Annotated in this window: 23 protein-coding genes, 1 pseudogene and 1 CRISPR repeat array; of the genes and pseudogenes, 8 read left to right on the top strand and 16 right to left on the bottom strand. The window is 68.3% G+C overall.

Annotated elements, in window-relative coordinates:
• Positions 1 to 118 precede the first annotated feature (118 nt).
• The 13 genes from Vau01_RS60860 to Vau01_RS60800 all read right to left on the bottom strand — a co-directional run bounded on the left by Vau01_RS60860 (position 119) and on the right by Vau01_RS60800 (position 13,971).
• Complete coding sequence (locus Vau01_RS60860; protein WP_204013937.1) at positions 119 to 634, bottom strand: hypothetical protein; 516 nt, start codon at positions 632 to 634, stop codon at positions 119 to 121.
• Between the two features lie 346 nt (positions 635 to 980).
• Positions 981 to 1,214, bottom strand: coding sequence for a hypothetical protein (locus Vau01_RS60855; RefSeq protein WP_204013922.1), 234 nt, complete (start codon positions 1,212 to 1,214; stop codon positions 981 to 983).
• Positions 1,192 to 3,363 carry a CRISPR-associated helicase Cas3' gene (gene cas3, locus Vau01_RS60850; protein WP_204013919.1) on the bottom strand — a complete coding sequence of 724 codons (2,172 nt, stop codon included), beginning with the start codon at positions 3,361 to 3,363 and terminating at the stop codon, positions 1,192 to 1,194. Before cas3 ends, Vau01_RS60855 begins: the two co-directional genes overlap by 23 nt.
• A gap of 671 nt (positions 3,364 to 4,034) precedes the next feature.
• Positions 4,035 to 4,564: direct repeats of the CRISPR family, unit length 38 nt; unit sequence GTTGAGATCCTCGCGGACGGCGTGCCGCCCGCGCTGGG.
• A gap of 851 nt (positions 4,565 to 5,415) precedes the next feature.
• On the bottom strand, positions 5,416 to 6,204 hold the full coding sequence (locus tag Vau01_RS60845) for a phosphotransferase enzyme family protein (protein WP_239153074.1): 789 nt from the start codon (positions 6,202 to 6,204) through the stop codon (positions 5,416 to 5,418).
• Positions 6,201 to 6,854, bottom strand: a complete 654-nt coding sequence (locus Vau01_RS60840; RefSeq protein WP_204013904.1) for a histidine phosphatase family protein — start codon at positions 6,852 to 6,854, stop codon at positions 6,201 to 6,203. Before Vau01_RS60840 ends, Vau01_RS60845 begins: the two co-directional genes overlap by 4 nt.
• An 11-nt stretch (positions 6,855 to 6,865) precedes the next feature.
• Positions 6,866 to 7,585: a phosphotransferase gene (locus tag Vau01_RS60835; RefSeq protein ID WP_239153077.1), complete on the bottom strand. Its 720-nt coding sequence runs from the start codon at positions 7,583 to 7,585 to the stop codon at positions 6,866 to 6,868.
• Positions 7,585 to 8,304, bottom strand: coding sequence for a class I SAM-dependent methyltransferase (locus Vau01_RS60830; RefSeq protein WP_204013883.1), 720 nt, complete (start codon positions 8,302 to 8,304; stop codon positions 7,585 to 7,587). Before Vau01_RS60830 ends, Vau01_RS60835 begins: the two co-directional genes overlap by 1 nt.
• A gap of 119 nt (positions 8,305 to 8,423) precedes the next feature.
• Complete coding sequence (locus Vau01_RS60825; protein ID WP_204013880.1) at positions 8,424 to 8,936, bottom strand: P-loop NTPase family protein; 513 nt, start codon at positions 8,934 to 8,936, stop codon at positions 8,424 to 8,426.
• A gap of 53 nt (positions 8,937 to 8,989) precedes the next feature.
• A complete protein-coding gene (locus Vau01_RS60820) occupies positions 8,990 to 10,021 on the bottom strand; it encodes a glycosyltransferase family protein (RefSeq protein WP_204013877.1) in 1,032 nt (343 codons plus the stop codon).
• Positions 10,018 to 11,739, bottom strand: a complete 1,722-nt coding sequence (locus tag Vau01_RS60815) for a carbamoyltransferase family protein (protein ID WP_204013875.1) — start codon at positions 11,737 to 11,739, stop codon at positions 10,018 to 10,020. Before Vau01_RS60815 ends, Vau01_RS60820 begins: the two co-directional genes overlap by 4 nt.
• The gene (locus tag Vau01_RS60810) at positions 11,736 to 12,698 is read right to left on the bottom strand and encodes a thymidylate synthase (RefSeq protein ID WP_204013872.1); all 963 of its coding nucleotides are present in this window, start codon (positions 12,696 to 12,698) and stop codon (positions 11,736 to 11,738) included. Before Vau01_RS60810 ends, Vau01_RS60815 begins: the two co-directional genes overlap by 4 nt.
• Positions 12,686 to 13,774 (bottom strand): NAD-dependent epimerase/dehydratase family protein, encoded by a 1,089-nt coding sequence (locus Vau01_RS60805; RefSeq protein WP_239153073.1) that lies wholly within the window; start codon positions 13,772 to 13,774, stop codon positions 12,686 to 12,688. Before Vau01_RS60805 ends, Vau01_RS60810 begins: the two co-directional genes overlap by 13 nt.
• The gene (locus tag Vau01_RS60800) at positions 13,771 to 13,971 is read right to left on the bottom strand and encodes a hypothetical protein (RefSeq protein WP_204013869.1); all 201 of its coding nucleotides are present in this window, start codon (positions 13,969 to 13,971) and stop codon (positions 13,771 to 13,773) included. Before Vau01_RS60800 ends, Vau01_RS60805 begins: the two co-directional genes overlap by 4 nt.
• 176 nt (positions 13,972 to 14,147) lie before the next feature.
• Here Vau01_RS60800 and Vau01_RS60795 point away from each other — a divergent pair, with 176 nt between their 5' ends.
• On the top strand, positions 14,148 to 15,566 hold the full coding sequence (locus tag Vau01_RS60795) for a helix-turn-helix domain-containing protein (protein ID WP_204013867.1): 1,419 nt from the start codon (positions 14,148 to 14,150) through the stop codon (positions 15,564 to 15,566).
• A 28-nt stretch (positions 15,567 to 15,594) separates the two neighbouring features.
• Positions 15,595 to 16,275: a RibD family protein gene (locus tag Vau01_RS60790; RefSeq protein WP_204013864.1), complete on the top strand. Its 681-nt coding sequence runs from the start codon at positions 15,595 to 15,597 to the stop codon at positions 16,273 to 16,275.
• Between the two features lie 463 nt (positions 16,276 to 16,738).
• Here Vau01_RS60790 and Vau01_RS60785 read toward each other — a convergent pair whose 3' ends face one another.
• Positions 16,739 to 17,008, bottom strand: coding sequence for a hypothetical protein (locus Vau01_RS60785; RefSeq protein ID WP_204013861.1), 270 nt, complete (start codon positions 17,006 to 17,008; stop codon positions 16,739 to 16,741).
• Between the two features lie 336 nt (positions 17,009 to 17,344).
• Between Vau01_RS60785 and Vau01_RS65750 the strand changes: the two are divergent.
• The 6 genes and pseudogenes from Vau01_RS65750 to Vau01_RS60755 all read left to right on the top strand — a co-directional run.
• Positions 17,345 to 17,671: pseudogene (locus Vau01_RS65750) on the top strand (transposase); the annotation flags it as partial.
• Between the two features lie 208 nt (positions 17,672 to 17,879).
• Positions 17,880 to 19,757 carry an FHA domain-containing protein gene (locus Vau01_RS60775; RefSeq protein WP_275424064.1) on the top strand — a complete coding sequence of 626 codons (1,878 nt, stop codon included), beginning with the start codon at positions 17,880 to 17,882 and terminating at the stop codon, positions 19,755 to 19,757.
• Positions 19,758 to 19,949: 192 nt separating this feature from the next.
• Positions 19,950 to 21,044 (top strand): serine/threonine-protein kinase, encoded by a 1,095-nt coding sequence (locus Vau01_RS60770; protein ID WP_204013841.1) that lies wholly within the window; start codon positions 19,950 to 19,952, stop codon positions 21,042 to 21,044.
• A gap of 76 nt (positions 21,045 to 21,120) precedes the next feature.
• Positions 21,121 to 21,936, top strand: a complete 816-nt coding sequence (locus tag Vau01_RS60765) for a hypothetical protein (RefSeq protein WP_204013838.1) — start codon at positions 21,121 to 21,123, stop codon at positions 21,934 to 21,936.
• The gene (locus tag Vau01_RS60760) at positions 21,933 to 23,039 is read left to right on the top strand and encodes a hypothetical protein (protein ID WP_204013836.1); all 1,107 of its coding nucleotides are present in this window, start codon (positions 21,933 to 21,935) and stop codon (positions 23,037 to 23,039) included. Before Vau01_RS60765 ends, Vau01_RS60760 begins: the two co-directional genes overlap by 4 nt.
• Entirely contained in the window at positions 23,036 to 24,694 is a 1,659-nt protein-coding gene (locus tag Vau01_RS60755) for a VWA domain-containing protein (RefSeq protein ID WP_204013833.1), read from the top strand. The genes Vau01_RS60760 and Vau01_RS60755 overlap by 4 nt, the downstream gene beginning before the upstream one ends.
• Before the next feature lie 221 nt (positions 24,695 to 24,915).
• Here Vau01_RS60755 and Vau01_RS60750 read toward each other — a convergent pair whose 3' ends face one another.
• Both Vau01_RS60750 and Vau01_RS60745 read right to left on the bottom strand, forming a co-directional pair.
• Positions 24,916 to 25,203, bottom strand: a complete 288-nt coding sequence (locus Vau01_RS60750; RefSeq protein ID WP_204013831.1) for a hypothetical protein — start codon at positions 25,201 to 25,203, stop codon at positions 24,916 to 24,918.
• A gap of 209 nt (positions 25,204 to 25,412) precedes the next feature.
• On the bottom strand, positions 25,413 to 25,886 hold the full coding sequence (locus tag Vau01_RS60745) for a WapI family immunity protein (RefSeq protein WP_444546065.1): 474 nt from the start codon (positions 25,884 to 25,886) through the stop codon (positions 25,413 to 25,415).
• Positions 25,887 to 26,150 lie beyond the last annotated feature (264 nt).

Here is a 26,150-nt window from a genome sequence, read left to right as displayed (position 1 = left end):
ACCAAAATCGGGCGCACCAATCTACCGCCAACCGCGTCGATCAGGTTCGGGTTCGGGGTTGCGGCCCGTTCCGGTCAAGGGACGCTCCGGTTACCGGATGCTGGATCTCATGAACGGCTCAGCGGCGTCGCCGCACGGATGCCACGATCAGGGTCGTCACCCCGATCACGATCGCGACCGATCCCCCGACGAGGGCCGTGAGCGACAGACCGGTACTCGGCGTCTGTGTCACCGCGAACGCCGTGCCTGCCGCGCCGTCGGTCGTACAGGAGATGCCGTACGCCCCCGCGGCGGGGACGTCAAACGCGCCGACCTGGGTGTAGACGTAGGCGCCGCTGTCCTCGCCGTCCGGCTCCCACCGCACTGTGAGACGCGGCTCGTCGACGCGGATCTGCGTCCCGCTCTGGGTGGAAACCCGGCACCGATCGCCGTCGCCCCTCATTCCGGTCTCCCAGATCGCGTACGAACCCGGCTTCTTGACCAGGATGACGCCCGGATCCGCGAACGATCGGGGGAAAGAGGCCTGGACCGGCGCCGGATCGGTACGCGGCGACAGCGGATAGGCGAACAGCACCACGGCAAGGCCCAGCACCGCGACGGCGACGCCGGCCGCGATCCAGGCCCGGGAACGCATCGACGCACCATAGCGCCTGGTGGGCTGGAAAGTGAGCAGCCTGGTTGGCGAGTCTGGGCGGACCGGTTCCCGGCACCCGGGGACGAGGCGGGAGGTAGATCATGGCTGGCTCGGATGCGATGACAAGGGAATCGGTCATGGTCGGTGCCCGTCGCGCGTTCGGTCGGACCGCGCACGTGTTGTCAGTGGCTGGGCGCGCGGGAGCAGCCGTTCGGTGCCGGCGAACGGCGGGTCTCGTATGCGGTAGCCGCATCAGGTGCCACGAGACCCGTCACCACCACGAGAACGAGTGCGGCAAGCTGCGCGCGCATCGCGGTGGCCCCGTCCGCCGACTACCCGGAAGCCGTTACCGCAACGCGTACGCCCGGATCACCGTGATCTCCGCGGTGTTGCCGCGGCTGTCGGTCACGGAACCGCGCAACGACACGTGCTTCGCGCCCTTCGGGTGAACCAGAACGGCTGTGCGCTGGTCGCCGGTGCCGAGAACCGGTGCCGGACGCCAGGTCGCGCCGTCGTCGTAGGAGACCTGCACGGTGACCCGGCGGGTGCGGCCGTAGTCACCGGCTTCCTGCCGTTGCACCAACACGGGCACCACGAACGGCTGGCCCGCCGGCGCGGTGTTGTTCTGTCACGTTGGGCTGCAGACGCCGCCACGCATCCGGATGCGGAGCGGGACCGCGTAACTCCGCCAACGCGTCGCATACCCTGATCAGGTCGGACCTGGTGCCGTAGCTCACGACGACCGGGACCGTGTCGTCGAGGATCATCCTGAACGCCCGGCGCCGATCCCGGCGCCCGCTGGCGTCCTGGGGTCCATCGGTTACCGAGTGGAAGTCCCACCGTCGTCGGTTCTTCCGGATTTCCGCGGACACGCTCGCCGGCCCGTCGATATCCAGCGACCGGTACAGCGTCGCGAAGTAGGCGGCAAGGGCGTCCACGTCCTCGGGATCAGCCCGATCCGGGCCTAAGATCACCCGGGCGTTGCCGACCTGCGGCCCGAATGACGGGGGCGCACCCCCATCAACGGGATCGAAGATCACCACGAGCCCGCCACGCGTCCCCAGCCAGCCGCTGCGGTTGCAACGCCCGGCCACCTGACCGATGGACTCCGGTGGCGCGAGTGCCCGGAATGCCACCGGAAAGTCCAGGTCCACCCCGGCCTCGACGAGCGACGTGCTGACCAGCACGACGGGTGCCCTCTCATCCAGGAGCTGCCGGACCCGTGTCAACACCGATGTGCGGTGCAGCGGGCACATCCCGGTGGACAGGTGCAGCACCTTCACCCCGGCGTCGGCTTTTGCCTGGGCCAACTCGTACAGCGTCCGCGCATCGCGGACCGTGTTCACCACCACCAGGGCTTGCCGATAGGCGACGACCTCAGCGGTCACCGACGCGAGGGTCGGCCTCGGATCAGTCCGCCATTCGAACCTGACCCGCTGGGCCGACCTGAACACCGCCGCAACGTCGGGCACGATCTCATGCGCCCGGAGAGCCTTGAGCGGATTCAGTTCGCCCCACGCCGGCTGCGTCGCCGTCGACAGCAGCACCGTCACACCGAACCGGCTGGTCAGAATCCGCAGCGCATCAGCGACCTGCGGCAGCAACCGGTGCGGCAGCGCCTGAACCTCGTCGAGCACCACAACCGAACCGGCCACACGGTGCACCTTGCGCATCGCCGACGGCTTGCGACCGAACAACGACTCCAGAAGCTGGACCGTGGTCGTCACGATGAACGGCGCATCCCAGTTCTCCGCCGCCATCCGCTGCACGAACACCCGCCCCCGACCAGGTGTAGCCACATCCCAGTCGACGTTGCTGTGGTGCTCCAGCACGACGTCGTCGCCGTCGTCGAGCAGTTGCCGATACACGGCTGCGTTCTGCTCCGTGATCGTGATGAACGGAACCGCGACGATGACCCGGCGTTTGCCATGCCGGGCCGCGTGCCGCAGAGCGAACCCGGCGGCGGCCATCGTCTTCGCGGCGCCGGTCGGCGCCGTCATCAGGAACACCCCTGGAGGCATGTCCGCAGCCGACAACGCCGCTTCGAACAGGTCCGAACGCAACCCGTCCATGGGAGACGGCAGCCGGTCAGCGAGAAGCACGCGACGCCGCTTCAGCAGCCGATCGACGAGCATTTCCGCGTCGAAAGGCACCCCGCTCCGCGGCGTGGCCAGCCCCAACCGGTGCGCCTGAGTATCGAGAACGTCGGCATCGACCAGGCACGAGAACAGAAACCGCACGAGGAACTCCTGAGCGAGCCTGTCCGTGCGATTCGCAAACTCCGGCGGGACGGCCGGCGGCTGCTCGAAAATCTCCGGAACCAGAGCTTTCAGCGCTCGTTCAGCGTCAGTCCACTGTTTCTGCCGCTCCGCTTGCTTCGCCGGGTCGTTGACGCCGAGAAGATCGTCCAGATCGCGATAGTCCCCGAGACCCCCGTGGTGACCAGCTACCACCCACTCGACCATCCGCAAGCCGTGTTGCCTCGCCAGATGAACGCCGAACGACTTGTGATCCAGCCCGACACGACCACCGGTCGGTTCGACCGCAAGCAGTTTCGTCTGCCACGAGCACCACGCCTTCCCAGCGTCATGCACAAGCCCGGCCCATCGAGCGACGTCCGACAGGCCGAACGGCTCGGCAAACTCCGCTGCCAACTGACCAGTGCTGCGCAGATGCTCATCGAGGCGATGCCGACACCCCTGCGCATTGGTGCTATGAGCCCACACCATTCGCCCTCCATCGACCGGAACCGAGCAGAGTCAACCACCGAGGTACGACAAGAACTCCAAGCCGCCGCGCCAATAGATCCACACCGAAGGCAGACGATCGAGGTGCGAATCACGGAACAGCAGACCAGCAATAGCATCGACGTAGTCCGGTCGGGTTCCTCTCACGTCGGAGGATCGATGCTGCCAATAGTTCTAGCCCGGCTTGTCATCGCGGGCCGAACGCCGGACTCGTCGCGGAATCCCCATCTGGTCCATACATCGTGTTGCGATCCCCAGAGCCCGTCGATTCGATGAATGGCCCTGCCGTCGGCGAGAGATGCCGACAGCCAGCCTAACGGCGGGATTCACGATGTCTAGGCCCAGAAGAGTGAATCAGAAGAACATTACTGACACGAGCCGCTCGAAGCTGTGATTACTTCCTTGCGGACGAATCGCGGTGAGGACACTCATTCCAATGCAGGTGAGTGGAGATGATCCGCAGGAGGTCAGATAACGTCCGCCCGGCGCCCGGATCACTACGCATGCGACGCAGGACGCACCGAAGCGGTCGACCAGCGCATCTCGAAAGCGCATTACCTACATTCTCGGCGTAATCATCCTGAGATCCTGGCGGACGGCACATCGCCCGCGCTGGTGGTCAGCGGGTCCATCATGTTCGCGTGGCGGTGCCAGTTGAGATCCTCGCGGACGGCGTACCGCCCGCGCTGGCCGTGCCTGGGTCGTCGTCTCCGACTTCCGCGTGGTGTTGAGATCCTCGCGGACGGCGCACCGCCCGCGCTGGTCGGTAGCCCGCAGCACCGCCACCTGCTGCAACCCGACGTTGAGATCCTCGCGGACGGCGCACCGCCCGCGCTGGCGGACGGCGCACCGCCCGCGCTGGCGGACGGCGTGCCGCCCGCGCTGGGCCTCGACGTCGGCCAGGTACATGTCCAGGTAGGAGTTGAGATCCTCGCGGACGGCGTGCCGCCCGCGCTGGGATGCGGCCCCAACGGCGACGTCGAGCTGCAGGACCAGTTGAGATCCTCGCGGACGGCGTGCCGCCCGCGCTGGGCCGGCGGCGCCGCGGTCACCGTGAACGACACCAACGGGTTGAGATCCTCGCGGACGGCGTGCCGCCCGCGCTGGGCCTCCGGCGCGTCGGACATCACCAAGTCGATCGCGGTGTTGAGATCCTCGCGGACGGCGTGCCGCCCGCGCTGGGGCTTTGCGACCTGCGAAAACGTCCTCGAACTGGTGGTTCGTCGACGGAGCCGGAACCAGCACGTCGATATTGCCCTGACTTTGGTCCAAGAATCTCACGCTCAGACCAGTTCGCGATTGGGGTTCCCGGCCAGCTATTCACTGCGCACCGCAGGGACTCGATCCACGTCTGCCTATCGCGGTTGATCTTGACATGTCGCAATGCGTCAGCGGTGTATGGGCTTGAGGCCGCGACGCACCTCTTCCCGGGTGAAGGCTACCGCGCCGCGCCGCGTCCGAGGTCCGAGGACATCATGAACACGAGGGCGGCGTCGCGGTCGGTCGTCCCGCGTCTGGCCGATGCGGTGGAGGTGACAGGCCTATTTCCTTGTGTGCAGCGCGGCGTCGCGGTGGACTGACTCCTCCGCCGTGGCGCACAGCATGTATCGATACCGCCTCCGATTGTTTGAGGGACTACGGTATGAAGCCCGCGGCTCACAGCAGACCCGAGAACCCCCGGAGGTTCATCTGGGTCAACCTGGGTCTAGATCGAGCCAGCGGTACCGGAGTTCTTCCGGGCGCGGACTCAGTTTTGCCATCATGCACTGGTCGAGGCTGAGCCCTGCGCACGTTCGACCAGAACGGATGGAAGGAATCAGATCACCGTGAGCCGCGATATTCTCGGCGGACTTCTCGCCGGCGGACCGTGGAGCGTCGTTGTACTGATTCTCGGACTTGCCGGGATCGACGCCGCAGCCGGGTCTTGATCGTCCGGTCGGCGCCCGACGGCGCCGAGTCGAAGGACAAGCCCGCGATCTTGCGCGCAGTCGATGACTACTCACCGCGCGCGGCTGATCGACGTCCGCGACGTATCTAAACCTGAGCACCCTGAACGTCCCGCGTCAGGGCGTCCAGGTGCGAGCAATGTTCGATGATCTGGCGGTCGAGTGCGCTCAACGGGCCGTATCCGACCAGGAAGGCGTGTTCGAGGTCAGGTCGGCTCGGCCATGTGCGAGTGGCCAGACGCACGAGATCGCGAGCGGCCAGGTCGTAGCGGGCGTGCTCGAAGTCGATCACGGCGACCTGGCCGGACGGTTCCGCGAGCAAGTTTCGTGGCATGTAGTCGAGGTGGCATGGAACAGCCGGGATCGGTCCAAGGTCGCTCAGCGCGGTCAGATGGGCTCGGATCTCGGCCTGACGGTTTGCTGGGATGATCGCTCGCCCCAAGGCGAGCCAGTACTCGCCGCGCTCGACGAGCCAGGTGGTCATGTCCGGTTGGGTCCGGCTCGGACCAGCGGCATGAAGCTGCCGCAGCAACTCCCCGGCTTGCCGGTGCGCTTCGACCTCCCGCTGCGGCGACAGACAGGCTTCGGCGAGTGGGCGGCCTGGCAGCGCGGTGATGACGATGGCCGGCGGATTCTCCGTGCTGGCGATCAGGCGTGGAGTTCGGCCTCGCAGCGCGGGTGTCCAGTGCCGGTAGGCGTGGACCTCTTGGCGGTGGCGCTCGTGTCCGCGGTGCAGTTTGACGATGACCTCCCCGGTCCCGGTCGCGGTGCGGAGGACGACTGTGCCGTTGTGGCCTTGGTGCACGGCGAGGGGCTGTGCATTGGCGTCGCCCAGCCGGCGGCAGATGGCCAGGAGTGTCCCGGCGAGATCGGTCACGGCTGGGGATCGGTGAGGTGGCTGGTGTCGTTGTGCGCGGCGAGCATCCAGACGCGGCGGTTGAAGCGGTTGACGTGTTGCTGCCAGCGGGTGACGCAGGCATGTTCGGCGACGAACCCGAGCCCAGGTCGGACGGCGGCTGGGAGCTGGAGAAGCAGGACGTGAGCGGCTTCAATGGTCTCGCCGTGCGCAGCGACGAGAACGCGCTGCCCCGAGTGGCGGTCGAGGATTGTGCGCAGTGCGGCGGTGGCCCGGTCGAGATACTGGTTCCAGGTCTCGGAGCCGTACGCATAGGGCCGGTCGGGGTTGTGCTGGGGTGGTCCGGCGAAGGCGGTCTTGATCTCGTGCCAGGGACGGCCATCAGCGTCGCCATGGTCGGGACCACGAAGATCGTCTACGACGACGGCTGGGATCGGTAGAACGCCGTTGATGATGTCGATGGTTTCGCGGACGCGGCGGCGTGGGGTGCCATAGAACGCCTCGAACGGACGCGCGTGGTGCTCGCGGGCGAGGCGGGCGGCCAGCCGCTCCACCTGGGCGCTGCCGGTCGGGCTGAGGCCGGTGCAACCGCGTTCGCCGCCGACGATGCCGGCAGTGTTGCAGTTGGCTTCGCCGTGGCGGGCGAGGACCAGTTCGGTGGTGATGGCCACGGTGGGCTCCTTCAACGGGAGCGCGGTTCGGCGCTCGGTGCGGGCCAGGGGCGGACGGTGGGCCATAGGTGCTGGTAGCCGTTGCGGCCGACGTATCGGGCGGTGAGCCGATGGTGGATCTCGGCATACCGGGCGAGCTGGAGCCTTGTGCATTCGGCGGCGCGGGTGCCGATGTCGTCGACGTCGACGTTGTAGGCGTGTAGCGCGGCGCTGATCTGGTCGGCGGGTAGCCGACCGTGGGTCATCGCGGTGGAGACGACGAGTTTGGCCAGGTCGTATCCGAAGGGTGCGAGTGTGAGGTCGTCGAAGTCGACCAGCGCTGGACCGCCGGCCGTCATGACGACGTTGCGGAGGTTGCAGTCCTTGTACAGCGCGGCCGGGAGGTTGACCAGGTCAGGGTCAGCGTCGGAAAGGACGTGCTCGCGCCCGGCGGGAAAGCGTCGGATGGTCAGGCCGGTGGAACTGGTGTAGTCCCGACCGAGGTGGGCGGCGTGCAGCTCGCGGGTGTGGGCGGTGCCGTGCAGCCGGCCGAGGAGCGCAGCGGCGTGTTCCAGATCGGCCGGTTGAAAAGGCCACCCGTCGAGGTGTTCCAGAATCAGGTGGTTGGCCGTCACCCGGTGCAGGTCCGGTAGGCGTACGCCGCTATCGAGTTGGATCAGCCAGGTCAGGTGAGTGCCGGCGGCGAGGGCCCTTGCAGGGTCGGCGTAGTGCTTGACGTACACGGCCCGCATCACGGGCGCTGCGCGATCAGATAGGTGACGGTGGACGCGGTGGTCGGCCCCGCGTCCGGTGCACGGCGTCGCAACTCGGCCGCCAGCGAGGTTGCGTCGGTCAGGTTGGCGGGCAGACGGTACTTCGGGCAGGTGATCGCGTACGCGGCCAGGTGATCGAGGTCGGCGAACTCGAAGATGTGTTGCTGGTCTACACGCCGCTGCACGGTCAGCCCGGCAGCTGCCGCGACGGCCTCGGCGTTGCCGGTGTGGAAGGTTTGATACAGGCTAGGTCGCTGGTCTGCGCCAGGATCGAGGCCGCTGGTGGCGATGAGGGCGTCGATGTCGTGGTAGCTGTCAGCGGACTTGGTCGTGGCGATGATCCAGCCGCCGGGGCGAACGCAGCGGGCGATCTCGGCAAGCGCGTGCCGGGGTCGTGGACTGTGGTAGAGGCAGAAGCCCGCAAGGGCGAGGTCCGCGCTGGCGGTGGGCAGCGGCAGGTGATGGAAATCGGCGGCGATGAGGGCCGTGCTGCGATGCTGGGCGGATAGCCGGTCGCGGACAACGGTCAGCAGCCCGGGTGACTGGTCGACCGCGAGGATGATCGCTGACGGGTATTGGCGGGCCAGTCTGACGGTGGCGGTGCCGCGTCCGCAGCCGACGTCGATGATCATCTGGGGTGCGGGGTCGGCGTCCGCCGCGAGAGCGGCGATGGTATCGGTGGCGTTCGCCCCGCTCACCTTGGCACGGTGCAACGCGGTCGTGCGTTGCGCGAGCCGATCCGGTGCGGCGTACAGGGAGCCCGCGACGAGCGCCCGGTCGGTGAACGGCGTGGCCGCGATTGGCTCCAGATTGCGTGTCATGGTGGGCCGTCGGCGCCGAGCTGGTGCAGGTACCGGTTCGCCTGTCGTCGGCTGGTGAGCCGGACGAAGGTGGCGTGCTGGCCGTGTTCGGCGATGAGGGCGTCAACGCGTGGGCGCATGCTGCGCCGGTATCCGAGGATGTACTTCACGAACGGCCAGGTGATGCGGTCGAAGACACCGTCGGTGTGCTGGCCGCCCCGGTAGCGCCACCGCCGCTGGGCAATGCCCCACAGGCAGGTCCGCGCGGGCAGATCAAGAAAGATCACCGTGTCGGCGCGGGCCAGGCGGATGGGCAGGGTGGAGGCGTAGTTGCCCTCGATGACCCAGCGTTCGGCGGCGACGAGTTCGCGTTGGAGGTCGGCGAACTTCTCCATCGGGGTGGGGTTCCAACCGTCGTCGTAGTACAGCGCGTCGAGGTTGGTGACCCCGAGGCCGAGCGAGGTGGCGAGGTGGCGGGCGAGAACGGTCTTGCCGGAGCCGCCGCAGCCGATGATGGCGATCCTGTCCATGCCCGCCGACGGTAGTCCCGGGTCCGGCGGGGTGGTGGGATGTGGGCCCGGCATCAGCCCACCCGGTGAGCGCTCAGGTCGGCCATGACGCGCTCGATCGTATCGAGCTGCCGGGACAGCCGGAACGCGTCCAGGCGTTGCAGGCACGCGTCGAGCAGCTCGGCCCGTCTCGCCGGTGTGGCGTTCATTAGCCTTCCGATCCTGTCTGCGGCGTCGTCGCCGTCGGTGATGTGAAGCTCGGGTGGGGTGAACCGGTCGGCGCCGCGGATGGTGGTTGGGGCCAGTGGGAGGCAGCCGGCGAGGACGGCCTCGACCAGCCGCTGCGTCATGTGCCCGACCTCGGCGTACCGGTCCGGCAGCAGCAGGACCGTCGCCACCGCACGCCGGTACAGCGACGCGACTCCGGGGAACGGGATGCGGCCCCAGAAGTTCAGGTCGGGCCACCGCTCGGTGTGGGGCCACTTCCCGGCGATGATGTGCGGATAGTGACGGGCGGCGGGGGCGAGGTAGCGATCGAAGGCGTCGTCGCGGTCGTACTGGTTGCCGACGTAGAGCAGCGGCAGCTCCCGCGGCGCGCTGGCGAGGGCGAGCGGGTCGGCGCACCGAAGAGCGGTGTCGGCGACCGGGAACAGCAGCGACACCGCGCCCGGTGACGGATACAGGGCCGGCTCGCAGACGACGACGTTGTGCACGTGGCGGAGCAGGTCGTCGGGCGCGAGTTGGCGGTCTTTGTCCCACAGCAGCGTCGGGACGCCGTGCGCGGTGTAGTGGTCGAGGAGTTGCTGCTGGCGGTGCAGGTCGCAGGTGTGACCCGGGCTGACGCATCGGGTGGTGTTACGGCCGGGAATGGGCCAGCGCCACTCCAGGAACAGCATGTCGACGTCGGGAAGCCCGCCGTTCCACCGGTAGGTTCCGCTCAGGTCGTGGCCGGCTTCGGTCAGGTCGCGGTCGGCTTGCAGGAACACGATTTCGTGTCCGCGTTCGCGGAGGCCGTCGATGAGGACGCGGCGGTGGCTTCGGCCGCCGTCGGGGGTGTCGTGGATGCCGGGGCCGAGGAACCCCCAGTGGCTGTAGCCGATGATCATTTCGTGATCCACCAGCCTTCCAGCATCAGCGCGTCCAGCCCGCTGCCGGCGAGACAATCGAGGGCCATGTCCGGGGTGCCGCAGATCGGTTGGCCTTTCACGTTCAACGAGGTGTTGATCAAGACCGGATGGCCGGTGAGTGCGGCGAACTCGGTCAGCACCTCGGCGAGAAACGGGTTGGCGTCCGGTGTGACGATCTGGACCCGGGCGGTGCCGTTCACATGCACCACAGTGGACAGACGCTCGCGGGTGAGGTCGGTGACGCCGGAGGCGATCGACATGTACGGCGCCGGCTGCCCCAGGGTGAAGTAGTCGGCCGCGGCTGTGGCGAGCACGACCGGGGCGAACGGGCGGAACGGCTCGCGAAACTTCACGCTGGCGTTGAGCCGGTCCACGATGTCGGGTCGCAGCGGCGAGGCCAGGATCGACCGGTTCCCCAACGCCCGTGGCCCGGCCTCCAGTCGGCCGTGGAACAGACCCACGATGTGACCTTCAGCGAGTCTGAGCGCGAAGTGCTTGGCCGCGCCGGCGGGCCGGTATGCGGTCATGCCGGGGCGGGGATGACTCGGGAGGTCCATCGTCGGGTAGGCCGGGCCGTGGTAACACTGCCCGGCGACGCCGTCGGGCAGTGGATGGTGGCTGTCGAGGCATGCGGCGATGACGGCACCGATTGCGGTGCCCGAGTCACCGGGTGCCGGCGGTACATGGATCTCGTCGAACAGGCCGGTCTCCACGATCCTGCCGATGGCGACGCAGTTCGCGGCCACGCCGCCGCCGACGCACAGCAGCCGCGCCCCGGTCAGGGCGCGAGCACGGCGGGCAAGGTGCACCATCACCTGCTCGGTACGTTCCTGGAGTGCTGCGGCCAGATCGGCGTGCACGGGTCGCACATCGTCGGCGGCGGCGCGGATCGCACAGGTCGCCGCCACGAACGCCTCCGTGACGCGGGGATAGCCCCGAGCCAGCACCCGCAACGGGAACCAGCGCGGGTCCAGGCTGAATCCGTGCTGGGTCAACGGGATGGCTTCGCGCATGAGGTCGCGGAACCGGCCCGGGTCGCCCAGTGCGGCGAGCGCCATGACGGTGCCCTCCTCGTCGCCGCGGCGCCAGCCGAGGTGTTCAGTGATCGCGCCGTAGGCGTAGCCGAGCGATGCCGGGTCGGTGATGTCCTCGGCGATGGCGTACCGGCACCGACCACCGCCCAGCCGTTCCGCAGCGCCGATGGTGGTGGTCTGGGCTTCGCCAAGGCTGTCCACGACGAGCACGGCTGCAGCGTCGTAGTGGCTGGACGCGAACGCATACAGGCCGTGCGCTCGGTGGTGCAGTGTCGGCGCGATCCTGGCGCGCGGGAACCGGTCGCGTAGGTCGGCCATCCGGCGTGCGAATCGGTCGTGCACCTTGCGGAAGCTGTCCGCCCTCGGCTGCGCCCGGTCTCGTGTCGCCGGCATGCGGGCCAGCAGTTCCGTTGTTACAACGGCGTCGAGGTAACGGCGGCCGTCGAAGTTGTACGCCACCACATCCACGTCATCGGCGTCCAGGCCGGCGGTGTCGAGCAGCCACCGCACCGCCTGTTGCGGGAATACGGCCGTGTGCTTGTCGCCTGTCAGCCGTTCCTCTTCGGCGAAGCCGACAAGAGTGTCGTCGACGACGAGGGCAGCGGCCGAGTCGTGGGTGTAGGAGCACAACCCGAGGACCACGCTGCGTCCGGTGCGCGTCATTGGGCGCCTGCTTCCGCGACGGCCGCGGAAGCAGGCGTCAGGTGGTCGTACCACCCGTGCAGTGCTTCGCCGAGGTTGCCGCCGATGCCGAGGGCAGCCGCTCGGGCTGCCGACCGTTCACCGTCGCTCCACAGGCGGTAGCTGGCCAGGACGGCACCGAATTCCTTCCACCCGGTTGTCGCTTCGAGAGTCGGCTCGCCCGCGATGACTGCGTTCAGGAACGCGGTGAGGTCGTCGGGCGGCGCCGAAAGGGAGGGCATGGCCGGCGATGGGTTGACGGTCGAAGCGCTGACCTGAGCGGCGCTGTCGTGGTGCTGGGCATACAGGTGGAGGGAGTCGACGTGGTGGTGGTACGTACCCACCTCCACGCCCAACCAGCCGGCCATCAGCTCCTGCAACAGCGTTGCGGTGAACAGGTCGTAGGGCAGGCCGAGCCACACGTCGTTGCTGCGCATGGTGATGTGCATGTCCAGACGGCCGCGACGGACGAAGAAGCGATAGTTCAAGGTGCACGGCACATCCCGGTGCCCTCGGGCGTCGAGCTGCGGGTCGTAGATCTGGATGACCGCCTGCCGGCTGTCCGGGTCCCTGGCCAGCAGAGCACGGACGCGTTGGAGCTGGTCCACTTCGCCGCGCCACCGCCGCATCCGTGGGCCGTACGCCCCGTGCAGCCGGCCGTTGTCGGCGTAGCGGCGCAGGTTGCGGTTGTAGGTGAAGATCCACGGGTCGTCGGAGCCGGACAGGATCCACAACGCCTCAGCGACCGCGAACGCTGGGTTGAGCAGCCTGGCCGGTGGCACCGATACGAATCGGCGGCGTGGGTCGTTCAGGCACAGGTGCGCACCGAGCAGCTCGGTGGTCGCCATACCCCGAGGTGCGGCGCGACGTCCCTGGGTCAGCACCGCACGGCACACCCCGGTGTACAGATCGTTCGCCGAGTCGCCAGTCAAGACGTACACGAGGCCACCTCCGCAGCACACGGTTCGAACATGGGTTCATACAGACGCAGAACCTGCGCTGGCAGCCCTCGCAGCCACTCCAGGTGAAGCGCCAATCCGACCGGCAGGTTGACGCTCGGTCGGTAATCGAGGCAGGCACGGGCGTTGGTCAGATCGGCGGCCGTCGCGCACACGTCGCCGGGCTGTGCGGCGACGGCGGCCAGCGGCACCGGCCTGCCGGTGAGATCACCGACGATGCCCAGGAGGTCGGTTATCGAGACGCTCGCGCCACCGCCGACGTTGACCACAGCGTGGCGCTGTTCGAGACGGGACGCGGCGATCGTCGCGTTCACCACGTCGCTGACGTAGGTGAACTCGCGCCGCTGCGATCCGTTGCCAAACAACGGGTACCGTTTTCCGGTCAGCGCCGCGGCCAGCATTCGGCCGATCGCCATGTCGGGCCGCTGCCGAGGTCCGTACACGGTGAAGTACCGAAGCGCGACCACGCTTAGCCGACTGTCGGCCCGCACCGCGTGGGCAAGGCACAGCAGCTCACCCGCGAGCTTGGTGATCCCGTACGGCGATATCGGTCGGGTCGGGTCACTCTCCCGGCTTGCGGCGGTCGTCGGACCGTAGACGCTGGACGACGAGGCATAGACAAGCCGTCGAACGCCTGCACGCTCGCACGCGGCGACGAGGCGTTCCGTCGCGACGATGTTGGCAGTGACGTAGGCCGCGAACTCGCAGCCCCAGGATCTACGGACACCCGGCAGACCCGCGAGATGGAAGACGCAGTCGGCGCCGTCCAGCACGGCGTCGAGGCTGGCGTTCGCGACGTCGGCGTCAACCCAGGTGAACTTCGGATGGTTCACCGCGCCGGCGAGATTGAGCCCGGCAAGCAGGTCGCTACACGGGTTGCGTCTGTCTACCCCGACGACCACATGTCCGGTCGCAAGGAGTGCGTCGACCAGATGCGAGCCGATGAAACCGGCCGCGCCGGTTACCACGACCTTCGGCGAAGCCGAACTCCCGGGCGGGATCGGTATCGGACACGATCCCGGGCTCGGGCGTCCGTTCATCTGGATCGCCGTGCTCATGAGGTCCGCGTCTCGACGATCGACAGGGCCGGATGGCGCATCGGGTGTCGCGGACATTCGGGGCAGCGCAGCACCGCCCCACACCCTGGACACCACTGTCGGGACCGTTTGAACGTCACGAACCCGACCATGAAGCCGAGCGTCAGCGTGGCGGCGGCAACAGCGATCAGCGCAAACATCCAGAGCATCTCGGCCACCTCCGACACGTCGATGGGCTCGTAACGGTGTGGCGTTTCGGCCACACTGTGAGCATCTGGCGACGACATTCGTGGAACGAGGCCCCGATGGGGCGGCCCTCATCGGCCCCCATCGGCCTTGTGAAGGAGCGGTATTGGGCCAGGCCAGGCGGGTACTGACGCCGCACAGGTCACCGGTGCACCTGTGGGGCGCCGAACTGCGCGCGCTGCGGGATCGGCACGGCCTGTCGCTGTCCGCACTCGGTGCCGCCGTTTTCTACGACGCGTCACACCTGGGCAAATTCGAACGCGGCGAGCGGATCCCACCGCGGCACGTTGCAGAGTTGTGCGATCAGCAGCTCGGCGGCACGGGCGTGCTGATCAGGCTGTGGGAGGCAATGCAGGGAGCCGGTGCAGACCGCGATGAGGCCAACCGCGGCGGCCATGAGGCCAACTTCAGGCCAGAACTGGCAACGGTGACCGAAGATCCCTCACCGTGGGGAGACGGCACGGTTTCTCTGCCCGTGCTCCACGACGGAAAGGTGATCCTGGTGTCGGTCTCCCGCCGCGTCCTCCTGAAGTTCGCCGGGACCGCCGCGGGGATCGCCGTCGCCGGCGTCGGTCCGGCCTCAGCGGCAGCAGCGAGTACCGATCACGAGCTGGCGGCCCTCGCAGCGCAGGACGGGAACCCGATCGAGTACTTGCAGCAGATCCGGCGTGTCCTCATCGACAACGACAACCTGCTCGGACCCCGGGTAGTCATCCCCACCGTCGAGCAGCAGATCCGGTTGATGCAGGCGCTGCGAAGCAGCGTCGAGGGTGGGGACCGACGCCGGTTGGTCCAGTTGCAGGCGACCTACGCCGAGTTCGCGGGTTGGCTGCACCAGGATGCCGGCAGTTTCACGGCCGCCCAGTATTGGACGGACCGGGCGCTGGAGTGGTCACACATCGGCCGCGACCCCGACCTGACCACGTTCGTCCTCGCGCGCAAGGCGCAGCTCGCTGGGGACATGGGTGATCCCGCTGAGGCCCTCGATGTGGGCCAAGCTGCCGAGGAGGCAGCTCGGCCGGGTACCCGCCTGGGCGCGATCGCCGCCACATACGCCGCGCACGGCCACGCCCTGAGCCAGGACGAGACAGCGTGCGCGGCCGCGTACGACCGGGCACGCCACCTCATCGACACCACCGACGTCGACCCCACCGTCGAGTGGGGAACCTGGTTGGATCATGCGTACATCGATGTCCACCAGGCCCGTAGCACGGCCGTCCTTGGACGCCACCACCAAGACGACCAGCCCAGCGCTGGCGGATCGGACGCTGGGATCAGGCTGATGAGGCAGGCAGCGGAGGGTTTCGCCACCGCGATCGGTCGTCTGCCGGCCGGTTACCACCGCGATCGGGGCGTGTACCTGGCGCGACAAGCGGCCGCGCACACCGGGGCACGCGAGCCGGAGCAGGCCGCCGCAGTGGCGATGCGGGCGCTGACGGTCGGTAGGCAAACCTCGTCGGCTCGCATTCTCAACGAGCTGGTGGAGGTCGACCAGCACCTGACGCCGTGGCGTTCTCTCCCACCTGTGGCAGCCTTCCACGAGGCCCTGACCACCAACGCCCGATAGCCCAACGACCCCGGAGGATCACAACCACATGCCCCGCCCCTACGTGCTGCTCAGCGTGGCCACGTCGATCGACAGCCGCATCGATGACACCAGCCCCGACCGGCTCCTACTGTCCAACCCGGAGGACTTCGACCGGGTCGACCAGGTCCGCGCCGAGTCCGACGCCATCCTGATCGGGGCCGGCACCATCCGGGCGGACAACCCACGACTTCTGGTCAACAGCCCACAACGCCGGGCCGAACGGGTGAACGCGGGCAAGCCCGAGTACCCGTTGAAGGTGACCATCTCTCGCACCGGCGACCTGGACCCGGCGGCCAAGTTCTGGCACCACGGCGGCCAGAAGGTCGCCTACACCACCGACGAGGCAGCCGACAAGCTACGCGATCGGCTGGCCGGCCTGGCCGACGTCGTCGCTGTCGGAGCGGAACTGGACTTCGGCCGGATGCTCGACGACCTCGGTACCCGCGGGGTTGCCCGGCTCATGGTGGAAGGCGGGAGCATTGTCCACACCGCGTTCCTGTCCCAGGGACTGGCCGACGAACTGCACGTAGCCATCGCGCCGCTGATCGTCGGCCAGGCCGAAGCACCCCCGTTCCTCAACCCTGCCGCCTACCCGGGCGGCCCACGCCGACGCATGAAGCTGGCCGAGGTCATCCCGGTCGGCGACGTGGTTGTGCTGCGCTATTTGCCGAAGCAGGAGGACAGTTAGGCGCTCGCCGATGGCGGCCGCCGCTCGGTCGGCGAACAGGTCGAGACCGGGCCATCGACCGCGCCGTCTCCACGCGCTCGGTGTCATGGTGGTGCCGGCTCGGTGCGTTGAGCGGCGAGGACTGAACCGGCGATGATGGCCACCAGTCCCGCCAGCGCTGTCGCGCTCAGTTCGCAAAGGAGCCAGTTGCCCTCGCCGAGTACGACGCGGGACGAGCAGCGGTGCTCGCCGACGTGACGGCAACATGACGCCTGCGCATTGGTATTTGCGGCGACCCATCCCGTCGTGCGCGGATCGTCGTGAGGCTTGCTCATCCGCTGGCGAGGCGGGTGACGGTCCTGGCAGTTTGACGGGCCGGCCGCAGTAGACGCACGCACATGCCGCAGTTCGGTCGCGCTCGAGGGTCCGATGATCCAGTGGCGAGCCGCTGGATCATCGGACGTTGACTATCCTTCGCTCGCGATCAACCTTCGTACTCATCCCAACCGTCGAGCCGGTAACTGTCGTAAATCATGAAGCCGAGTGTCCGTGTGAGGCGGGCCCGCACGGCCGGATTACCGGCGCTAGCAAGCAATTCGCCGACCAGGCGATCTGCCGCGTCGCGGCACTGAGCGCCAAGTTGTCCAAGCGCATCGACCGTGGCCGTGGAGTCCGCGTAGTCGTCGAGCCACTGCTCAAACGGGCGCCCCGGCTCTTCGACGGTCCAGTCGCGATCCTCGGTGTCATCCGGCATGAGGCATGTTAGCGGCGAGGCGGGAACGCGGACATCTGCCGCCGTGAGCGCAGTTCGATAGCGCCGGGGCGTGACCCACCGTAGTAGCCATGGTCCGGCTGAACGGACCCGTATCGCTCGGAAGCAGCCGGCCGCCATGAACCCGCAAGGATGGTGGCTGGCTCCTCGATCTTGTTGAACCAACGTAGACCTCGGCCCCCGGCGTGCACGCCAACATGCCGATTACAGCGCGCGTGATCTTGGAGACAGGAGGATGGAATTCACGAGACTCGATGTAACTTCCGATAGGGAGACGCACCTGATGACCGTGAGCTGGCCGTGGATAATGCGGCGGTGGTGAGAGAAGGACCCGGCGGCGACGCTGGCGGGTGTGGACGCCGAGCTGGTGGCCGCGGGTCGAGCAGGTCCGGGAGGCGGGCCTGCAACTGACAAGCGAGGACGGTCTGCTGCAGCAGTTTGATTGGAGCGGGTGACCGAGGCAGCGCTGGGTGAGGAGATCGCTGATCACCTCGGCTATGTCGGCTGGCCAAGGACCCCGGGAACTCCCGCAATGTTCCCCGGGCGACGACGTTGCTGGCCGACGTTGGCCCGGTCCAGATCACGGTGCCGCGGGATCGTGACGGCTCGTTCAAGCCGCAGATCGTTCGCAAGCCGCAACGCCGGCCGGATCGCCGAACCCAGCACCCACGACGACCTGATCACCCGAGGCGGCCCGAACGCCCGCCTGTAGCGCCCGTGGCCCAGCTGAGGTGCACCTGGCCGGCTCTTCGCTGTCGCCTGCCACGAGCGTGGCAAGCGACATCGCTGACGGGTGCCCTCCCGCCCTGACCTCCATACGCTCTCGGAAACATCAGGCAATCCGAGAAAGGGCATGCTCGTGTCGGCTGAGTTTGTGGTGTGTGACGGTCCTCGCCGGGGACAGCGGATCGCGATGCCGGGCGTGCGGCTGACCATCGGCCGCGATCCGGGCAGCGGACTCATCGCCGCTGGGGCGACCGCCTCCCGGTTGCACGCCGAGGTGTTGTGGGAGGAGTCCGGTTATGTGCTGTATGACCGGACGAGCCGCAACGGAACCCTCGTCAACGGCGTGCTGGCGACTTGTCACCGCCTGCGGCACGGCGACCGGATCACGATCGGCGAGGAGACGTATCGCTTCGCGACGGCCGAAGCCGTGACACCGCTCGGCGCGCCCGCGGCTTCGGCGACGCAGACCGCCGTTGTTGCGCGGGAGCCGGCGCTACGGGTGGTGATCACCGGCGGCGGTCCGGTCGGCCTGAGCCTCGCGCTGCTTCTGGACGATCTGATGGGCTCCCGGGTAGCCGTCACGATGTACGACGAGCGCTGGATGCAGGCAGGGTCGGACGTCGTCTGGAAAGACGAACGACACGGCAATGTCCGGCGGCAGCAGGTCGTGACGATTCAGAGCCGCCAGTACCTGCTATTGCCGGCGGCGGTACAGGCGCGGCTGTTCGGCCCGGGCTGCTACACCGAGATGTGGCCGGTCGGGCCTGACTCGATTCGCGGCCAAGCGCCGCGCAACGTGCGGATCGCCCACTTTGAGGACGTACTGCTGGACCTGGCGAACGAGAAAGCGGACCGGATCCGGCTGGTGCCGACCGCGTTCGATCCGGCCGAGCAGCACGAGACCGTCGCGAACAGTCACGTGCTGGCCATCTGCGAGGGCAGTCGCTCGCCGACCCGGGACCGCTACAGCGATCGTTTTGGTGTCCCGGACGGCTCGGCATACTCGCTGGCTGGGGAACACCTGCAGGACGTGGTGCTGGGCCTGCGGGTACGGTCCGACCTTCCCGATCCTATGATCGTTGCGTTGACTGTCGCCCAGAACCGTTTCCTGCTCAACTCCCTGCGGGGCGAGGGCTTCCTGAACATGCGCCTGACTGATGCCGAGGCGGCCGAGGTCATCGGCATCGATCCGGTCCGGCGCGAGTTCAGGGACTGCATCGCCTCGCGGCCGTGCACGATGGTGCGCGACGAGCATGACGACTTCCGCTGCTCGACTCATCACACGCTGTTTCTGCCGGCGCTGGTCAAGGGATCGGGTCTGTGGCGGCGGATCATGGACGGTCTGGCCCTGTTCGGCGTGGCCGAGGAGCACCTGACCGCAGTGACCGCGTTCCGCCTGGACATGGTGCAACGCTCACGGTTCAGTGCGCAGCTGTACGCCGCGACGCCAACGACCCCGGGCACCTACGGCTTCCTGCTGGGCGACGCGGCCAACGCCATCCACTTCTGGCCCGGCCGCGGGCTCAACAGCGGACTCGTTTCAGCCGTGTCGCTCGCCCGGACGGTCGACGAAGCCTGGCATCGCGGCTCGTTGCGGGACGCCGACTTCGTCCGCCACGAGGCCGCGATGGCGATGCTGCAGTATCGCCACAAGAGCCGGGCCTGGCGGGCGATGGTCGCCACGGAGGCTGACGGTAGCCAATGGGCGATCAAGGACAAGATCGCCCAGGGGATCGATGAAGGACGCGCCGGGCTACTTGACCGGGACGCAGACATCGAAGCCCTTCTGGAGCGGCTCCGGACGATCCGAACCCGGCTGGCGTCCCGCCTGCCCGGCCTGCCCGACGACACCGTGCTGCGCAATCATTTGCAACGGCTGAGCGGCGAGACCCTGCGGACCCTACAGCTGAGCGGCCCGTGGGATACCGCAGTCGTCGGCGGGGAAGAGGTCGACATCGACCTGTTTTCCCGCCAGCCCGTCGCAGCCGCCGCCCTTGCGGCCTGAAGCCGGGGAAACCAGCCGGTCGGCCAGCGATGACTGGCCGCTTCCGGTACCCCGCTCGGATGAAACGCAAGCGGGATTTGTCTTGCCGTTTTTTACGCTGATCGCGACGCGACGGGCGGGGCCACGAGGAGCCGCTCGCATCTCCGCATGCAGATACCCGGCTCCTCAACGACTCCGGAGTGGAACTTGGCCGTGACGATCGACCGGTACGAGCAGCTGGAGTGGCTCGGTAACGGCGGGATGGGCGTGGTATGGAAGGCCCGCGACACCCGGCTCGAGCGGCTGGTCGCGTTGAAGGTCCTCCGCGACGACGCGGTCGCCGGCCAGGAGGCGCGTGCCCGCTTCGTGCGGGAGATGCGCCTGGCTGCCGAGATCGATTCGCCGTACATCCTGCCGATCTACGACTTCCGCGACGTGGCGCAGTGCTACATCGCCATGCGGCTGGTGCGATGCGGTGATCCGGCCTGCGCCACCCACTCCGGGCCCGAGCGGCGCAGCAGCCTGGCCGACGAGATCCGGCTAAGTCCGCTGGAACCGGCCCGGGCCGTGGCGATCGTGCGCCAGGTCGCGGCGGCGCTCGACGCCGCACACCGCAGCAAGCTGCGGCACCGCGACGTCAAGCCGTCCAACGTGCTGCTCGACCACGGCTTCGCTGACGGCAGCGACCACGCGTACCTGATCGACTGGGGCATCGCGCACCGGGTCGATGCGGCCGGCGACACGCGCATCACCCGGCCGGGACAGCCCATCGGCTCCTCCGCTTACATGGCGCCTGAGCGTCGCGAAAAGCACGATGACCTGCGTTCGGACATCTTCTCGCTTGCCGCCGTCCTCTTCGAGACGCTCACCGGGAAGTGCCCGTTCGGACCGCTCGGCTACGACGCCAGCAGCAGGGGCCGCCGCACGCCCGCCGAGATGTCGGCGGCGGTGCCGGCGACGCTGCGCCGGGTGGTACGGAAGGGCCTGGATCCCGACCCCGATCGGCGGTTCCAGACCGCGGGCGAGTTCGGCTCGGCCGCGCACGCGGCGCTGCAGCCGGTCGTCGCCCGGTCGAGGCGCCGACCCGCGGTCGCCGCAGTCCTACAGGCCCGCGATCTGACGCTTCCGATCGTCACCGGCGGCTTCGGCACCGTCGCAGGCATGGTCGCCAGCGCGCAGGGATGGCTCGATCCGGTCCCGTGGGCCGCCGGGATCATCGGGCCGGCCGTCTTCGGCGTCGCCTCGCTGGCCGGCTCACGCCGCGAGTCTGAACCGCGGCCGGGGCCGGAGGACGCCACCCGTACCTGACCCGCGCCGGGAAGGTCCCCGGGTCAGCGCTCATAGCGTCGAGAGGTCACCAGCGAACCGCCCGAGGAGGCGCCCGATGTCAACGTCCGTTATGAGGGGAATGTACCCGCTCGGCTCCGCGACCCCTAGCCTCTACCGCACGCAACCCGCGCTCGGCGGCAACCCGGCCCCCACTGGCACGCTGTTCGTCCTCGGGGAGGACGGCGGGTACGCCGCCGTCGCCGCGCCAGCCAACCGCCTGCTCCTCGGCCGCAACTCCAACGCCGTGCACGTCACGGTTGGCTCCGGCGATGGCAAGGTGAGCCGCGAGCAGGCGGTGCTGCGCTGCGAGACCGGCGCCGGGTGGCGGTTGAGCAACGTCGGCCGGCTGCCGATCCGTATCCCCGACGCGCCCGAACTGCTGCACGACCACGAGGTCACGCTGCCGGCCGGGTACACCCCGCTCTACATCACGGGCAGCCGCCGGCACGTGGTCGAACTGCTGGTCAGCCGTCCGCAGCCCGCTCCCGTGGCGGTCGGCCCGGAGACGGACACGCGCGAGACGGCCCTGCGACTGTCCGACCGGGAGAAGCTCGTCCTGGTCGCGCTGTACCAGAATCATCTGCTGCGGCTCGACGCCCCGGAGCCGCTGTCCTGGCCCGATACGTCCGACGCGCTCAACCTCGTGTCGGGCCAGCGCGGCTGGACCGCGCGCAAGGCCGAGAACGTCGTGGACGCCCTACGGCAGCGGCTCACCCGACAGGGCTGCCACGGCCTCACCGTCGACTCCGCCGCATCCGGGGCGATCAAAACCAACCTGCTCGAGCTGCTCGCCCGCACGGCGACGCTGATCCCGCCCGATCTGCGGCTGCTGGGTGCCGACCGCCCCAGGGCCGACAGGAGGACGCCATGAGCAGAGGCATGAAGTTCGGGATCGGCGGCGTGTGCATTCTCGCCCTGCTGATCGTCTGCGGGCTGGTGGTCCGCAACCTCGTGCGCCGAGGCGACAGCCAGCAGCCGTGCGCGGCCTCCGTCAGTATGGTCCGGGGGATCGTCGGGTCGGAGAAGCGGACGTTCCTCACCGACCCCGATGTGCGAACGATCTTCCGGTGCGCCGGGTTCGACCTGCAGATCGACAGCAGCGGCTCGGTCGACATGGTCCAGCGCCTGGAGGCCCAACCGGATCGGTACGACCTCGCCTTCCCCGCCAGCCAGCAGACCGCCAAGCGGGTGATGGAGGCGATGAAGGTCAACGAGTCGGTCAAACCGCTTCTGTCGATCATGGGCATCGCCACCTTCACCCGCACCGCCGAGATGCTGCGCGCCAAGGGCGTCGTGCAGGGCGTCAGCGGCCGTGACGTCGTCATGATCGACAAGCTGGTGGACCTGGCCCGGCAGGGGGTGCGGTGGAAGGACCTGGCCGGCGACGGCTCCGACGACGGGCGGCTGGTGCTGGTCCGCACCACCGATCCGTCGGACTCGAGTTCGGCCATCATGTTCCTGTCGATCGTGTCGGCGGTGCTCAACGGCGGCAAAGTCATAGCGGGCACCGACAAGCTGGCGGCCGTGATGCCCGACCTGTGCCTGCTGATGTCGGCTCAGGGCACCAAGCAATCCTCCAGCGGCGACCTCTACGAGGAGTACCGGGCCGGTGGGGAGAAGAGCATCCCGATGGCCATGATCTACGAGTCGCAGTTCTATGACCGCGTGGCCAGGCCCCAGATTCCCGCCGACGGCGACCACCTGCTGCTCTTCCCCAATCCGACGATCTACGTGCGGCACACGCTCGTGCCGCGGACCGAGGCCGGACGGGCGATCGGCAAGCTGCTCAGCGAGGACCCTGGTCTTCGCAAGCTGGCTGTGCAGCATGGCTTCCGGCTGACCGACGATTCGCCGGACCAGCGGCCCAGCCCGTCGCTGGCCGCGGTCGTCGAGTCGCCCGACTATCCCGTCCTCACCGCCATGCTCAGCCAGCTCGGCAGCTACGACGAGACGTCCCGGAGGTGCGTCCCATGATCCCGGCTCCCCGCCGCGCGTCCGCCCTCGCGGCCAGCCACGCCATCGCCATGCTGGCGGTCGCGACGCTGTTGGTGGCCTGCGACGCCGGGCAGCGCGCCAGGCCCGATCCCACCGCCAGCACCACGCTCGCCGCCGGGTCGCCGGTCACGCTACGGGTCCTGGCCGGCAGTGAGCTCGCGGACATGCGGCCGATCCTCGACGAGGCGGCCAGAGCCACCGCAGTGACGGTCAAGATGGACTTCGCCGGCAGTATCGAGGGCGCAGAAACGGTCGCCTCCGGCAAGGCCGACGGTGTTTACGACGCGGTGTGGTTCTCTTCGAACCGGTATCTCGACACGATTCCCGCGGCCAAGCAGCGCCTCGCCGGCGCCGACCGCATCATGACCTCACCGGTGGTGCTCGGCCTGCGCACCGCCACCGCACAGCGTCTCGGCTGGGCGGGGACGCCGGTGAGCTGGGCCCAGATCGCGAGCGCGGCCGCCGCCGGCACGTTCACCTTCGCCATGACCGACCCGACCACCTCCAACAGCGGCTTCTCGGCGCTGGTAGCCGTCGCCACCGCACTGGACGACACCGGCCGGGCGCTGGACGCCGCGGCCGTCTCCCGGGTATCCGGCCCGTTGACCGGGTTCTTCCGCGCACAGCAGCTCACCGCCGGCTCCTCCGCCGGGCTCACCGACGCCTTCGTACGGCGCATGACCGGTGCCGACCTGGGACCCGCGGTCGACGGGCTGATCAACTACGAGGGTTCCCTGGTCGAGCTCAACCGCTCCGGTCGGCTGCCCGAATCGCTGACGCTCATCTATCCGCGCGACGGTGTAGTGAGCGGCGACTATCCGCTGACCCAGCTGGCCTCCGCCTCGACCGCAGCGCGAGACGCCCAGCGGCGGCTCGCGGACTACCTGCGATCGGAGTCGGCACAGCGTCGCATCGGGCAACTGACAACGCGCCGCCCGGCCGTCGCGGGCCTGCAGCATCCAGCGGATCTGGGCGAGCTACCGGTCGAACTGCCGTTCCCGGAGGATCCGTCGTCCGTCAAGACGTTGTTGACGGCCTACCTTGACAAGCTGCGCCGACCGTCGCGAACGGTCTACGTGCTTGACGTGTCGGGCTCGATGCGAGGACCCCGGCTGGATAACCTGAAGTCCGCCCTCAACAGCCTGACCGGCACGAACAGCGCGCCGCCGACGGATCACTGCCGATTCCGCAGCCGTGAGGAGGTGCTCCTGTTGCCCTTCAGCGACCGGCCAGCGCCATTGCGGACCTTCACCCTCGATCCGGTCGACCCCCAGCCGTCGCACGACCTGCTGCGAACGGCGATCGCGGATCTTCGGGCCAGCGGCGCGACGGCCGTCTACGACTCGCTCGTGGCCGCCTACACCGTCCTGGACGAGGCAGTCGACAAGGACCGGTTCGTCAGCATCGTGCTGATGACCGACGGCGAAAGCAACCGCGGTCGCGACCTGGCCGCATTCAAGTCCTACCTGCAGTCCCGCGGCTCGCGGCAACCCGTTGCCGTTTTCCCGATCCTCTTCGGCGAAGCCGATGAGGCCCAGATGCGGGACGTGGCCGCGGCATCGGGCGGAGCCATGTGGGACGCCCGAGCCGGCAACCTGACGACGGTGTTCTGCCAGATCCGCGGCTACCAGTAACCCGATTCGACGCATCGCCGGTGCACGTATGCCGGTGGCGGTATCCCAGACACTGTAGCTACTGAGTTTCGATGATTTGGTCCGCTTTGATCGGGAACGACATCTCAGCCGACGTCACCCGGAACTCGACCCGGAACTCGGTGGGGAGTGCGGTCTCCCACCCTGCGTCACGGCACCCAACCGAGTGATCTTGGTGCCCTGATTTGCCGCGACTCGGGCGGTTACCGCCCTGAGCCGTCCCGTTCGGCAACGAGCTGGAGGTATCGCCCCCAGATCTGGGCCTTGCGGTACGGCCCGTCGTCGGTGTGGTCGAACTCCGGTTCGTCGAATCTGACCCAGTACATCAACTCGTCAGGCCGCGCCTGGTAGTGGCGGACCAGTTCCGGCGCCGCGAGATCGCCGACGACGCCGAGAAACTCGCGTCTCCACGGCCCGTCCCAATCAGGGTCCTTGACGACGCGGACCCGGGCACCCGCCGGCAGGGCCACCGCCGGCCACTCATCGGGCAACGCTCGTCCCACAACGTGCTCGACCGCCGCGCGGTCGCGAGCGCTCTCACCCTCATCCCCAGGTCGCCGGATAGACACGTGATCATAGTCGTCAACGGCCGAGCGCCGCGGCAAGCGGAACCCCGGACCACAGGCGCAGGCGCCACTATCCGCTCGTGCCGCGAGGAGGGCGGCCGTGCGGATCTGTCGCGCCCCAAGGGCCGGCGTTCCTAACGGTCCGGATACAGGGCGATCTCTGCGTCCCATTCTGCCGCCGCTTGCAGTAAACGCTCACGGCTCACCTCGCACCTGATCTGGCACGGGTCGCCGGCAGCGTGTCGAGATCGCCAGGGCGGGGCGAACTCCAGATCCAACCCGATGTCGATCAGCGCTGTCGCCGGCGCCGACCTGACGACCGTCAGCGACAGGTTGGGCTCGACGAAGCTCAGCACGGCCGGCAGCACGGCGGTGTTGTTCGTGCCGGTGGGCGTCGATCCCACCGTGTCGGCGACATTGCGCAGCCATCTGCTCAACCGCGGAGACTCGTCGCAGGTCAAGGCGGGGTAGCTGACGGTCCAGGAGCCCTCGGCGCAGGTCGCGCTGACTTCAACCATGTGCCAGCTGAAGCGCTTCGCCGGATCATCGGCATCCGGAAACTGGTAACCCACCACGCGCACATCAACGCCGTGACCGGCGACCCCCATCAGCTGCACGACCACGAGTCTGCCCGCACACCACCGTGTCCGCTATGCCGCACCCCGTGCTGCTCCTCCCTTGCTCCGGTGATGCGGAGCAGTCTCGAAGCTCGTCTGCTCGATCGATGAAGTCTTCCTCGATGTGGTGTGGTTGCGGATACCGGTATGCCGCGGTCGGGGCTTTTCAGGGGCGGAGCTGCGGTGGCATGGTGATCGCCATGGTTGAGAGAATCGAGTCCTCCCTACACCGGTGACGGCGGCCGATGAGCGCGC

The organism is Virgisporangium aurantiacum, assembly GCF_016863635.1.
Taxonomy (GTDB): Bacteria; Actinomycetota; Actinomycetes; order Mycobacteriales; family Micromonosporaceae; genus Virgisporangium; species Virgisporangium aurantiacum.
The sequence above is the reverse complement of the archived record's forward strand: the minus strand, read 5'-3'. Positions and strand labels throughout refer to the sequence as shown.